This is a genomic window from Pseudomonas sp. GX19020, assembly GCF_023371075.1.
Taxonomy (GTDB): Bacteria; Pseudomonadota; Alphaproteobacteria; order Rhodobacterales; family Rhodobacteraceae; genus Pseudogemmobacter.
This window is the reverse complement of the sequence record NZ_JAMCCR010000009.1, coordinates 96,469-108,507: the sequence shown is the minus strand read 5'-3', so window position 1 is coordinate 108,507 and position 12,039 is coordinate 96,469. Positions and strand designations below refer to the sequence as shown.

The 12,039-nt window shown below is 62.3% G+C and carries 15 protein-coding genes; 7 read left to right on the top strand and 8 right to left on the bottom strand.

All coding sequences use genetic code 11. From position 1 onward, the window contains the following. Window positions 1-60: 60 nt before the first annotated feature. On the bottom strand, window positions 61-249 hold the full coding sequence (locus tag M3484_RS14800; RefSeq protein WP_249497458.1) for a DUF1674 domain-containing protein: 189 nt from the start codon (window positions 247-249) through the stop codon (window positions 61-63). Window positions 250-316: 67 nt separating this feature from the next. Here M3484_RS14800 and M3484_RS14795 point away from each other — a divergent pair, with 67 nt between their 5' ends. Then, window positions 317-1,549: an RsmB/NOP family class I SAM-dependent RNA methyltransferase gene (locus tag M3484_RS14795; protein ID WP_249497457.1), complete on the top strand. Its 1,233-nt coding sequence runs from the start codon at window positions 317-319 to the stop codon at window positions 1,547-1,549. Between the two features lie 85 nt (window positions 1,550-1,634). On the opposite strand, the gene M3484_RS14790 is transcribed toward M3484_RS14795, so the two are convergent. From M3484_RS14790 to M3484_RS14775, 4 genes are all read right to left on the bottom strand, one after another. Beyond that, complete coding sequence (locus tag M3484_RS14790; protein WP_249497456.1) at window positions 1,635-1,838, bottom strand: Trm112 family protein; 204 nt, start codon at window positions 1,836-1,838, stop codon at window positions 1,635-1,637. After that, a complete protein-coding gene (locus M3484_RS14785) occupies window positions 1,835-2,476 on the bottom strand; it encodes an LON peptidase substrate-binding domain-containing protein (protein ID WP_092899480.1) in 642 nt (213 codons plus the stop codon). Before M3484_RS14785 ends, M3484_RS14790 begins: the two co-directional genes overlap by 4 nt. A 1-nt stretch (window position 2,477) precedes the next feature. Then, a complete protein-coding gene (locus M3484_RS14780; RefSeq protein ID WP_092899482.1) occupies window positions 2,478-3,395 on the bottom strand; it encodes a thioredoxin family protein in 918 nt (305 codons plus the stop codon). A 95-nt stretch (window positions 3,396-3,490) separates the two neighbouring features. Then, window positions 3,491-4,072, bottom strand: a complete 582-nt coding sequence (locus M3484_RS14775; RefSeq protein WP_249497455.1) for a DNA-3-methyladenine glycosylase I — start codon at window positions 4,070-4,072, stop codon at window positions 3,491-3,493. Between the two features lie 104 nt (window positions 4,073-4,176). On the opposite strand from M3484_RS14775, the gene M3484_RS14770 reads away from it, so the two are divergent. The 4 genes from M3484_RS14770 (at window position 4,177) to yddG (ending at window position 8,258) form a co-directional block, all read left to right on the top strand. Beyond that, the gene (locus tag M3484_RS14770; RefSeq protein ID WP_249497454.1) at window positions 4,177-5,034 is read left to right on the top strand and encodes an EAL domain-containing protein; all 858 of its coding nucleotides are present in this window, start codon (window positions 4,177-4,179) and stop codon (window positions 5,032-5,034) included. Window positions 5,035-5,167: 133 nt separating this feature from the next. Then, window positions 5,168-6,343 carry an acetyl-CoA C-acetyltransferase gene (locus M3484_RS14765; RefSeq protein ID WP_092899488.1) on the top strand — a complete coding sequence of 392 codons (1,176 nt, stop codon included), beginning with the start codon at window positions 5,168-5,170 and terminating at the stop codon, window positions 6,341-6,343. Window positions 6,344-6,539: 196 nt separating this feature from the next. Next, window positions 6,540-7,265, top strand: coding sequence for a beta-ketoacyl-ACP reductase (locus M3484_RS14760; protein WP_092899490.1), 726 nt, complete (start codon window positions 6,540-6,542; stop codon window positions 7,263-7,265). 141 nt (window positions 7,266-7,406) lie between these two features. Continuing rightward, window positions 7,407-8,258 (top strand): aromatic amino acid exporter YddG, encoded by an 852-nt coding sequence (yddG, locus tag M3484_RS14755; RefSeq protein WP_092899492.1) that lies wholly within the window; start codon window positions 7,407-7,409, stop codon window positions 8,256-8,258. A gap of 46 nt (window positions 8,259-8,304) precedes the next feature. Here the strand turns inward: yddG and M3484_RS14750 are convergent, their stop codons facing one another. The 3 genes from M3484_RS14750 to M3484_RS14740 all read right to left on the bottom strand — a co-directional run bounded on the left by M3484_RS14750 (window position 8,305) and on the right by M3484_RS14740 (window position 9,554). Further along, the gene (locus M3484_RS14750) at window positions 8,305-8,475 is read right to left on the bottom strand and encodes a YdcH family protein (protein WP_092899494.1); all 171 of its coding nucleotides are present in this window, start codon (window positions 8,473-8,475) and stop codon (window positions 8,305-8,307) included. A 108-nt stretch (window positions 8,476-8,583) separates the two neighbouring features. Further along, window positions 8,584-9,354 carry a tRNA1(Val) (adenine(37)-N6)-methyltransferase gene (locus tag M3484_RS14745; RefSeq protein WP_092899496.1) on the bottom strand — a complete coding sequence of 257 codons (771 nt, stop codon included), beginning with the start codon at window positions 9,352-9,354 and terminating at the stop codon, window positions 8,584-8,586. Next, a complete protein-coding gene (locus tag M3484_RS14740) occupies window positions 9,351-9,554 on the bottom strand; it encodes a putative signal transducing protein (RefSeq protein WP_249497453.1) in 204 nt (67 codons plus the stop codon). Before M3484_RS14740 ends, M3484_RS14745 begins: the two co-directional genes overlap by 4 nt. A gap of 93 nt (window positions 9,555-9,647) precedes the next feature. Between M3484_RS14740 and M3484_RS14735 the strand changes: the two genes are divergently transcribed. Together M3484_RS14735 and M3484_RS14730 are read left to right on the top strand one after the other, a co-directional pair. Continuing rightward, on the top strand, window positions 9,648-10,667 hold the full coding sequence (locus M3484_RS14735) for a polyprenyl synthetase family protein (RefSeq protein ID WP_249497452.1): 1,020 nt from the start codon (window positions 9,648-9,650) through the stop codon (window positions 10,665-10,667). 77 nt (window positions 10,668-10,744) lie between these two features. Then, window positions 10,745-11,833, top strand: a complete 1,089-nt coding sequence (locus M3484_RS14730) for a helix-turn-helix transcriptional regulator (protein ID WP_249497451.1) — start codon at window positions 10,745-10,747, stop codon at window positions 11,831-11,833. Window positions 11,834-12,039: the final 206 nt, after the last annotated feature.

Below are 12,039 nucleotides of genomic sequence, written 5' to 3'. Positions count from 1 at the left end.
TTGCGCAGTCAGGCTCAGGCGCTCCGTCAGCCGTCAGCCCGTCAACAGGTGCTCCGTCGATCAGAAATCGACCGCGAGCCCCTTCTTCTCCCAATCGCCATAGCGCACCGGCTCCAGCCCGTCGCGTCCGCCATATTCCTTTGGCACCGCCTGATCGCCCAAAGCCCTGCGCCGCGCCTCGGCTTCGGCAAGCGCCCGCAGCGCCTCGGGCGGCAGATCGCGTTTTTCTTGCGGTTGGCAATCGGTCATGGCAGCGGTTCCTCTCCGGTCCTTGTCTGTGATACAGCGCCGGACGGCAGGTGCAAAGGGGCGCAGAATGGCTGAAGGTATAGCGGCACGGGCAGCGGCGGTGGCCGCACTGAATGCGGTCCTGGGCGAGGGCAGGATGCTCGCCGAGCTCTCCGAACCAGATCTCGCGCCGCAGGACCGCGCCCGTGCGGCTCGCCTGACAGAAGAAGTGCTGCGTAGGCTGGACCCCGCCGACCGCATCCTTGCGCCAAAGCTGCGCAAATCGCCGCCGCTCGCCCTGATGAATATTCTCCGGCTCGGGCTGGTGGAAATGGCACTGGGCGCCGCCCCCTATGGCGTGGTGAATGCCTGCGTCGCCATCGCGCAGCAGGACCGTAAAACCCGGCATAGGTCCGGCCTCGTCAATGCCGTGCTGCGCGGGATCGACCCGGCCGCCCTCGCAGAGCAGCCGGTGCAGAAACTGCCGCGCTGGCTGCGCCAGCCGCTGGTGCAGAAATGGGGCCGCGATGCGGTCCATCAGATGGAAACCGTGTTCGCTGCCCCACCGCCGCTTGATCTGACGCTGCGCCCGGAAGGCCCGCATCCCGAGGGCGAGATGATGCCGACCGGCAGTCTGCGCCTTTCGGATCCTGGCCGGATCACCGCCCTTCCCGGCTATGCCGAAGGCGGCTGGTGGGTGCAGGATATGGCCGCCGCAATACCGGCGCGGCTTTTGCAGGCGCAGGCCGGAGAGCGGGTACTTGATCTCTGCGCTGCGCCTGGCGGCAAGACGATGCAGCTGGCGGCCACCGGCGCCGAGGTCACTGCGCTTGATATTTCGGCGGCGCGGCTGCGGCGGGTTGAGGAAAACCTGGCACGCACCGGTCTGCAGGCGCAGCTGATCGCCGCCGACGCCCTGCATTGGGAGCCGGATGGCCTCTTTGACGCGATCCTGCTGGATGCGCCCTGTTCGGCCAGCGGCACCATCCGCCGTCATCCCGATCTGCCCTTCATCAAGGATGGCAGCGAGATCAGGGGCCTGGCCGAATTGCAATCGCAGCTGATCGACAGGGCGCTGTACTGGCTGAAACCTGGCGGGAGACTGGTATTCGCCACCTGCTCGCTCCTGCCGGAAGAGGGCGAGCTCCAGCTGGATGCCGCCCTGGCCCGGCATCCCGGGCTGAAAACCACCCGCCTTGAGCTTGACGGCATCAGTTCCGACTGGTGGACAGAGAGCGGCGGGCTGCGGTTGCGCCCGGATTACCTCGCGTCGCAGGGCGGTATGGACGGGTTTTTCATGATGCGCCTCCATCGTCCCTGAGGCGCCCCTGAGGGCCGCAAATTTCTTAAGTAAGAAATTTGGCCTGAATTTTTCTGAAAATTCCGCGCCCGCCGCTGGCGGGCGGTCAATCCAGCTCGCGGGCTTCCGACACAAGCATGACCGGAACACCGCCCCGCACCGGGAAGGCCAGTTTCGCTGATTTCGAAACCAGTTCCTGCTTCTCACTGTCCCAGATCAGCGCCCCATGCGTGACCGGGCAGATCAGGGCCTCGAGCATCCGCCGGTCGAAAGCGTTCGGTTTCTGGTCTTCATTGCCGGTCTCGCTCATTGCAGCACCTCATCGCCATTGCCGCCCCTGAGGGCGAATTCCACCAAAGTCACCAATGTCTCACGCCGTGTTGCAAGATCCGGGGTTTCCAGCAGGGCCTGGCGATCCTCGGGCGACAGCGGAACCAGCATGGAGAGGGAGTTGATGAGAATTTCATCCGGAGCTGCCTCCAGCCCCTTCCAGTCAGCGCTCAGATCCCGGCCCGCCAGATAGCGCGAGATCAGCGAGAACAGCGCCGGCCGGTCGAGGCCTCTATCCTCTTCGGGACCGCCCAGATCACGCTCAAAGGGTGACCAGTCCACATTGAAACGGCGATAGGGGGTAAAGCCCTCTACCTCGTCGCCCATGCGGAACCGCGCGAGACCCGCAAGCGTGATCATATAGCGGCGGTCATCGGTTTCACCAAGTTGCACCAGACGACCGGCGCAGCCGATGGTCGAAAGCCGGTCCTCGCCCAGCGGGCAGACCATACCGATCAGCCGGTGCGGATGTTTCAGGCAATCGTCGATCATCGCGAGATAACGCGGCTCGAATATATGCAAAGGCAGCCGCGCCCGGGGCAAGAGCAATGCACCGGGCAACGGGAAGACCGGGAGCGTCCCCGGCAGATCTGCCAGCGAGGGCCGCAGCGGAAACATCTCAGGCAAAGATCATCGAAGAGAGCTTACGGCGCCCTTTCAGCACAATCGGGTCCTGTGGCTTCAGCGCGTCGAAAATGGTGAAGAGCTGCGCGCGGGCAGCGCCGTCATTCCATTCGCGGTCGCGCCGGAACAATTCCAGCAACTGGTCCACCGCCTCATCGATCTTTCCGCTGGCATTGAGTGCCACGGCAAGATCAAACCGCGCCTGGTGATTGGCCGGGTCCGCGTCGACGGCGGCCTGCAGCTCGGCCTCGGGGCCGGCATTGGCGGCCTGCCGCGCCAGTTCCAGCTGCGCGCGGGCGGCCTCGACCTCCTGCGCGCCGGCAATTGCGGCCGGAACCGTCTGCAAAAGTGCCTCGGCGGCGTCAAAATCGCCGGCGCCGATATGGCTGCGGGCGAGGCCACCAAAAGCGGCCGCATTTTCAGGTTCTTCACCAAGGATGGCCGCGAATGTCTCGACCGCATCGGCATAGTCGCCGTTTGTCAGCATCTCTTCGGCGGCCGCCAACGCATCGCCCAGGCCCCCGTCATCACCGCCAAGCGCCACCAGTTTCTCGACGAATTTTTTGATTTCCGACCCGGGAAGCGCGCCCTGGAAGCCATCAACCGGCTGGCCCTGCCAGAAGGCATAGACCGTCGGGATCGACTGCACGCGCAGCTGACCGGCGACCATCTGGTTCTGATCCACATCGATCTTGACCAGCCGCACTTTGCCTTTCGTCGCCGTGACCGCAGCCTCCAGCGCCGGCCCGAGCTGCTTGCACGGCCCGCACCAGGTCGCCCAGAAATCAACGATCACCGGCACCTCGCGCGAGGCATCGATCACATCGGCCATGAATGTCGCATCAGATCCGTCTTTGATCAGATCGCCAGGCTGGCTGGCGGCGGGCTTTTGTGTCTCATCAAGACCGAGCATGCTGTCCTCACTTTCGCGGCTTTGCCCCTATATGCGCGCTGATGTCGCAGTCGCCAAGGGGGCGCGCGCCCCTTCCTGCCTGATCGCTTCCCCGATCAGGCGAGCGCGGCACATTCCCCATGTTGCGGGCAACTGGTCAGATGGTCATTCACCATCCCCGCCGCCTGCATGAAGGCATAGGTGATCGCCGGGCCGCAGAAATTGAAACCCCGTTTTTTCAGGGCTTTGGACATGGCGGTGCTCTCAGGTGTGGACGCTACGGCCTCTGCCATCGACCCGAGCCGGTTCTGCAACACCCCGCCGCCGGTGAAAGACCAGATCCAGGGCGAGAACCCCTCGGCTGCCTCGATCTCGAGAAAGGCGCGGGCCGAGCGGATTGTGCTCTCGATCTTGCCCCGATGGCGCACGATGCCGGGGTCAAGAAGCAGGCGTTCCACCTCGGCCGCGCCCCAGGAGGCGATGGTCTCCGGCTGAAAGCCCTGAAAGGCTGCGCGGAAATTCTCCCTTTTTTTCAATATCGTGTACCAGGAGAGCCCGGCCTGGAAGCCTTCGAGGATCAGCATTTCCCACAGCACGCGCGGGTCGCGCTCAGGCCGGCCCCATTCCTCATCGTGATAGGCGACATAAAGCGGGTCTGTGCCGCACCAGGGACAGCGTTGCGTGGAATCGGCAGTCATATTGGCCTCCCGGAATAGGCAAAATTTGAAACAAACGCAGAACGTTCAGCCTCGGTTTACCTATCTTCGCGCAGAGTGTCACCCGAACAATAAGGACAGCGGGGATGAGCTTCGAACAGGCGCGGCGCAAGAAAGTCGATCTCGAAGGCCAGGAAGCCTCTCCTTTTGCCATCGCGGTTTCCTCGGCAGAACGCGCGGTGCTGCACATGGTGCGCGAGGCGTTGCAGCACAAGCGGATGCGCCTGGCCTTCCAGCCCGCCGTTTATGCCGCCGCCCCTGATATTATCGGCTTTTATGAAGGCTATATCCGGCTGCTGGATGAAAAGCAGATGACGATTCCCGCGCGCGACTTCATGTCGGTTGCCGAAACCCGCGAGCTTGGGCGCGAAATCGACGTGGCGGCGTTGCGGCTGGGGCTGATGACGCTGCGGCGCAATCCCGGGGTACGAATCGCGGTCAATATGTCGGCGAGATCGGTGGGCTATAAACCCTGGACGCAGCTTTTGCGCCGCGTGCTGGGCGAAAACCCCGGCATCGGCAAAGGGCTGATCTTAGAAATCAGCGAGGCCTCGGCGATGCAGATGCCCGATGTGCTGATCCCCTTCATGGACGAGTTGCGGGGATATGGCATCACCTTCACCCTGGATGATTTCGGCGACAGCGTCACCTCGCTGAGCCTGCTTCATGAATTCGGCTTCGACATCGCCAAGCTAGACGGCCGCTTTATCCGCAACTGCAACAGGGATCCGGAAAACCAGCCGATCCTGCGCGCAGCCATCGCCATGGCGCAGGAATTTGGCATGTTCTTGGTGGCCGAAGCGGTCGAAAGCAACGAAGAAGCGAACTGGCTGCGGGAGCAGGGCGTCGGCTGTCTGCAGGGCTATCTGTTCGGCCGGCCGGAACTCGATCCCGATTTCAGCCTGTATCTCCGCGCCAGGCATGCGGCGGCAACCGCAGGCTGAGGTCAAAAACTGTCGCGCAATATTCTTGCGTATTTCTTCTGATTGTGTCCCTCTTCGCCAAAGAAGACCCTGCGGGCCACCCGATCCGCTCGCGGATCTCTGCCCGACGTTACTGCCTGAGGAGAGGCTTCAGATGACCAATATCGTAATCGTTTCGGCCGCACGGACCGCCGTGGGCTCGTTCAATGGGGCTTTCGCCAATACGCCGGCGCATGAACTGGGAGCGAGTGTGATCGAGGCCGTTATCGCCCGGGCCGGGATCGATAAGTCCGACATCGATGAGACCATTCTGGGCCAGGTGCTCACCGCAGGTCAGGGCCAGAACCCTGCCCGTCAGGCGCATATCCTCGCCGGCCTTCGCAAGGAAAGCCCGGCCTGGTCGATCAACCAGGTCTGCGGCTCGGGCCTGCGCACGGTCGCGCTCGGCGCCCAGCAGATCCAGACCGGCGCGGCCGGAATCGTCATCGCCGGTGGTCAGGAAAGCATGAGTCTCTCGCCCCATGTCGCGCATCTGCGCGCCGGCACCAAAATGGGCGACATGAAGATGATCGACTCGATGATCAAAGACGGCCTCTGGGATGCGTTTAACAACTATCACATGGGCCAGACCGCCGAGAATGTAGCTGCCCAGTGGCAGATCTCGCGCGAACAGCAGGATGAATTCGCTGTCGCCAGCCAGAACAAGGCCGAAGCTGCGCAGAAAGCCGGCAAGTTCAAAGACGAGATCGCGCCCTTCACGGTGAAGACCCGCAAAGGCGATATTCTGGTCGACAGCGACGAATATATCCGTCACGGCGCCACGATCGAGGCGATGCAAAAGCTGAAACCCGCCTTCACCAAAGACGGAACCGTGACCGCCGCCAATGCGTCCGGCCTCAATGACGGCGCGGCCGCCGTATTGCTGATGACCGAAGAGGAAGCCGCGAAGCGCGGGCTGAAAGTTCTCGCCCGGATTGCCTCTCATGCGACGGCTGGTCTTGATCCGTCGATCATGGGTGTCGGCCCGATCTATGCGTCGCGCAAAGCGCTGGACAAGGCCGGCTGGAAGGCCGCTGACCTTGACCTCGTTGAGGCGAACGAGGCCTTTGCCGCTCAGGCCTGCGCCGTGAATAAGGACATGGGCTGGGATCCGGCAAAGGTGAACGTCAACGGGGGCGCGATTGCTATCGGTCACCCGATCGGCGCTTCGGGCGCGCGGATCCTCAATACGCTGATCTTCGAGATGAACCGGTCGGGTGCGAAGAAAGGCCTCGCCACGCTTTGCATCGGCGGCGGCATGGGTGTCGCGATGTGCCTTGAGCGCGAGTGACATCAAATATTTGTAATATAAAACTAAATTCAGGGGCACCGGCGCGATCCGGTGCCCTTTTCCATAGCAGGGCTGCCTTAGAAACATACAACCATGATGAAACTATGATGCGCAGGAAAAATAATAATTGAAACAATGTTGCGCACCCGCTGAACTGCCGTTAGCTTCACGGGAACAGCTTATCTGAGGAGGAATCATGTCCAGAGTTGCACTCGTCACCGGCGGTTCTCGCGGCATCGGCGCGGCTATTTCAATCGCGCTGAAAGCGGCCGGCTATAAGGTTGCCGCAAATTATGCCGGCAATGACGATGCGGCCAGGGCCTTTACCGCGGAAACCGGCATTCCGGCCTATAAATGGTCAGTTGCCGATTATGATGCCTGCGTTGAAGGCATCAAAAAGGTCGAGGCCGATCTGGGACCGGTCGATGTGCTGGTGAACAATGCCGGCATCACCCGCGATGCCATGTTCCACAAAATGACCCCCGGCCAGTGGAAAGAAGTCATCGACACCAATCTGACCGGCCTGTTCAATATGACCCACCCGCTCTGGTCGGGTATGCGGGATCGCAAATTCGGCCGCGTGATCAATATTTCTTCGATCAACGGGCAAAAAGGTCAGGCAGGCCAGGCGAATTACTCGGCGGCGAAATCCGGAGATCTCGGCTTTACCAAGTCTCTGGCCCAGGAGGGGGCGCGGGCCGGCATCACGGTAAATGCGATCTGCCCAGGCTATATTGGCACCGAAATGGTGCGTGCCATCGACGAGAAAGTCCTCGCCGAACGCATCATCCCGCAAATCCCGGTCGGCCGCCTCGGCGAGCCGGAAGAGATCGCGCGCTGCGTGGCCTTCCTCGCCTCGGATGATGCCGGGTTCATCACCGGGTCGACCATCTCTGCAAACGGGGGCCAGTTCGTCGTCTGACGGATCCCGGCACGCCACAGGAAAGGCCCGCCCCGGCGGGTCTTTCTCTTTATGCGGTGCCGGATTACAAGGGCGCCGGAGTTTTTACAGAAAACTCCGGGCCGTTTCCTTACTTAAGGAAACGCGGGCAGGAGAGCTGAAATGTCGCAAAACAAGGCTACGGCCATCGGATTCAGCGCAGTCCTGATGTGGGCCTTGCTGGCCCTTCTGACCATCGGATCAGATCCCGTACCGCCCTTCCTGCTCAACGCGATCTGTTTTGCCATTGGCGGTGGCATCGGGCTGGTCTGGACGGCGCGAAACGGGTTCCATCTGTTGAAGACCGTCTCCTGGAAAGTCTATGCTTTTGGAACGATTGGTCTTTTCGGATATCATTTTCTTTACTTCACCGCTTTCCGCGTGTCACCCACCGCAGAAACCGGGCTGATCGCCTATCTCTGGCCGCTGTTCCTCGTTCTTTTTTCCGGCCTTTTGCCGGGAGAGAAACTGCGCATGCCGCAACTGCTCGGGGCAGCTGTCGCCTTTACGGGTGCTGCGCTGATCATCCTTGGCGGCGGCAAAGAAAGCGGTTTCAACACGACCGGCATGATCCTGGCCTTTGGCTGCGCCCTCACCTGGTCGGCCTATTCGGTCATCTCGCGCCGTCTCGGCAATGTGCCGACAGAAAGCGTCACCATCTTCTGTCTCGCCTCCGCGGCCTTGTCGCTGGTCGCACATCTGGCGCTGGAGGAGACCCTCTGGCCCACCGGCACTGCCGGCTGGCTCTCGGTGCTTCTGCTTGGGATTGGCCCGGTGGGCGCGGCGTTCTTCACCTGGGATATCGGCATGAAAAGAGGCGACATCCAGCTGCTGGGTGTCGCCTCTTATGCTGCCCCTTTGCTGTCGACGCTTGCCCTGATCATCGCGGGCAAAGCCGAAGCCAGCTGGGCGATTCTTGCGGCGGCGATCCTGATCACCGGTGGTGCGCTGATCGCCTCACGCAAGGCGTCCTGATCCACCTGCTCCCGGGCTTTTCCGGGCGGGCCTCAGGAGAATTCACTCAGTGGGATGCGCTGAGGCGGCCAATTTCCTCTTTCAGCCGGAGCTTCTGGCGCTTCCATTCTGCGATCTGGGTTGCATCCGTCGCGGGGCTGCGTTGCCCTTTCTCGACTTTATCAGAGAGCACCTCGTGCTTCTTGCGAAGTTCTGCCAGATGCGAAGAAATGGTCATTTCGTCCTCCTGTATGGTTCGCGTAAGGAGGATTGCAGCACGGAACGCGAGTCGTGTCATCTCTCTTTCATTTGATCGCAACAAATACTGCCGGTAATTCTCTTTTAATCAGCCGAAACGCGCCGGCAGGGCTGCACCGTCACGCAAAATTGCATTTGCTTCTGCAGTATAGCTTTCGCGGTCGCCGTCATGCGCCAGGCCTTCATGGATCACCAGCGGCGGGAACAGACGAAAGGCAGCACGCCCCCCTTTCTTTGCCCGCAAAATCACCCGGAGCGCTTCCCGCCCCTCACGTGCCGCCAGCGGCAGGATCGAGGCCGAGCCGAGCTTGGGCGCAAGTGCCGCCAGAAGTTCGGGCACCGAATCCGCGCCTGCGATCAGTGTCAGCCAGCCGCCGGGCGCGAGGCGCCGCGTGGCCGCCGCGACCCATTCCGACACCGGCAGGACCACCTGCATCGCTTTCGCCCGGATATCCACCGGCGAGGCGCTGCCCCCGGCCGGATACCAGGGCGGATTGGCAACCACATGATCGAAATCATGGCGCAGGGCCAGGGGCATCCGGCTCAGATCGCCCTCATGCACCTCCATCGCGATGCCATTGCGCTCTGCATTCCTGCGCGCAAGGGCGGCGTAAAGCGGCTGCACTTCCAGCCCCGCGAGCCGCAGACCCGGCACCCTGGCGGCAAGACACAGCGAGACCGCCCCTGCCCCGCAGCCCAGATCCAGCACCTGCTGGCCCGGCTTCGCGCCACAGGCCGCCGCAAGCAGCACCGCATCCGTCGCCGCCCGGTATCCCCTGAGCGGCTGCCAGAGCCTGAGCCTGCCGCACAGGAATTTGTCATCCGACAAATCCCCATCGGCAAACTGCTCCGTGCTCATGGCGAAACCTCCAGGCCGTTATCCGTCACAATCGCCCGCGCCATAAAGAGGTCGCGGTCTGCAACCATCAGGCGGCGCGGCAAAATTCCGAGTGAACCATCGAGTACACTCATGTGGACGTCCAGGTCGAAGGCTGTTATTCCCTCGCCCTCAAGAAGGGCCGTCGCAAAGGCGATCACCGTCGGGTCGGTCGTGCGCAAAAGCTCTTTCATAGGTTTTGGGTAGCCGCAGCGGGCCGTCAGGGCAAGAGGCGCCTGCCCGCCAGGAGTTGACCTGAGTGTTTGGGGATGAAGATGGACGGCAGTGACAACGCGCATCGCGGTCCGCAGGATCGGCTGGCGGAGGCTCTGGCCCCGGATATGGCCGCCGTCAACGCGATCATCCGTGCGCGGATGGCCAGTGAACATGCGCCCCGCATCCCCGAAGTCACCGCCCATCTGATCGAGGCCGGCGGCAAACGGATCCGCCCTATGCTGGTGCTCGCCGCGGCGCATATCTGCGGCTATCCGGCCAGAAATCCTGGCGGTGAAGACCACCAGAAGCTCGCCGCCACGGTTGAATTCATCCATACCGCCACGCTTTTGCATGATGATGTCGTCGATGAAAGCGCGCAGCGCCGCGGCCGGCCGACCGCCAATCTGTTATGGGACAACAAGTCCTCGGTGCTGGTCGGTGACTATCTTTTCGCCCGCGCCTTCCAGCTGATGGTCGAACCGGGCAGCCTGCGCGTGCTCGACATTCTCGCCAATGCCTCGGCGACGATTGCCGAAGGCGAGGTGCTGCAACTCACCGCCGCCCGGGATCTGGCCACCACAGAGGACACCTATATCCGGGTGGTGCGCGGCAAGACGGCAGCATTGTTTTCAGCGGCAACGGAATCCGGCGCCGAGATTGCCGGGGCGACGCCCGATCAGGTCAGGGCGCTCTATACTTATGGCGACGCGCTTGGCATCGCCTTCCAGATTGCCGATGACCTGCTGGATTACGGTGGCACCTCGGCCGTGATCGGCAAGAACACCGGCGATGATTTCCGCGAACGCAAGCTGACCCTGCCGCTGATCAAGGCGGTCGCCAAAGCCGATACGGAAGAACAGGCCTTCTGGACCCGCGTCATCGCCAAAGGCGATCAGCATGAGGGCGATCTGGAGCTTGCGCTTTCGCTGATGGAACGCCACGGCGCCCTGACCGCCGCCCGCGCCGATGCGCTCGCCTGGGCCGCGACCGCGCGCGCCGCGCTGGCGCCGCTCCCCGATCATCCGCTCAAGGCGATCCTGGGCGATCTTGCGGATTTCGTGGTTTCGCGCATCGCGTAACCGCGGCCACCGCCGGTACAGCTGACTTTCTTTCCGCGAGCGCCTGTGCTTTCCTTGCGGGAAGGAAGGGGTGTTGCTTGCCTGATCTTCATGCCGACCTGACCGAGGCGCTTTATTCAATTCTGCTCGGGGAAGCGGACTGGTCGCGGTTTCTGAGCCTGTTGGCATCCGATCGCATAAATGGCGGCGCGCTGTTCCTGCTGCAAAATGACCATATGAGTGGCGGTGTCGGACGGCTGGAACTGACCTCAGGCATCGGTGCAAAGCAAATCTCGGATTACGCCGCATATTACTGCCAGCATAACCCCTGGCTGCCCGATCACATCCTGCGCCTCTCCAATGATGTGATCGTCGATCATGAGGTGACCTCGCGCGACGCGCTGAAGCGAACCGAGTTTTACAGCGATTTCCTGCGCCCCGCCGGATTTATCGGCTCGGCCGGCGTGACTCTCGGGCGTCGGGGCGGCGAACATATGCTGCTGACCATGATTTTCGGCGACAGTGATCCTGAAATCGCCACGATGATGGGCCATCGGCTTGAGGCCCTGAGGCCGCATCTTCAGCGGGTGATGCGCCATTTCTCTAATCCTGGCAGAGAGGCCATGGCCGGCAATTTCGCCGCCGAGGCGCTTGGCGTGCTCGGCACCGGGCTTTGCGTGATCGGCGATGATCTGAAACCGGTATCGATTTCGCCGGCGGCTGAAGAGGCGGCACGGCGCGCGGATCTCTTTTCCCTGACCCCGACTGGCCGCATTCACCTTGCAGATGAGGCCGCGCGTCAGTTTCTGGGGCAAATCCTGGCGCGGGGCTATGACGGGCCCACAGAGCATGTCTGGCATCAGAATGGCTACCGACTGACCCTGTTCCGTGCCGCCCGCGCGCCGATATCCGAATTCCTGTGTGGTCCGGCCGGCGGATTGATCATCGAAGAGGCTCAGCTGAGGTCCGAACCGCTGCGAATTGCGCATTTCCAGCAGCGCTATGCCCTGAGTGCGGCCGAAACACGGGTGCTGACGGCGATCACGCAGGGGCTCTCGATCCGGGCAATCGCCGACGCCCACAGCCGCTCGGTCGAAACGATCCGCAGCCAGGTGAAGAGCCTGCTTCACAAGACGGGTTCCGAAAGCCAGCTGGCCCTGATGCGGCGCCTGAGCGGGCGAGGCTGAACACTCTCCCTGATCCACTCCTGAACGTGGCCCTGATGCCTGTCCGTATCAGGGCTGAAATCCGGGGGAGGTCACGTTCTGACGGCGCCTCCCCCGGCGAATACGAATGAAAGGGCTTGCTTCAATAGACCATGGATACCCGCGACTTCCGGGGCGACCCATCACCCGGCAGGGTGAAAATGCAGCAGTAATTGTAACGAAGCGCG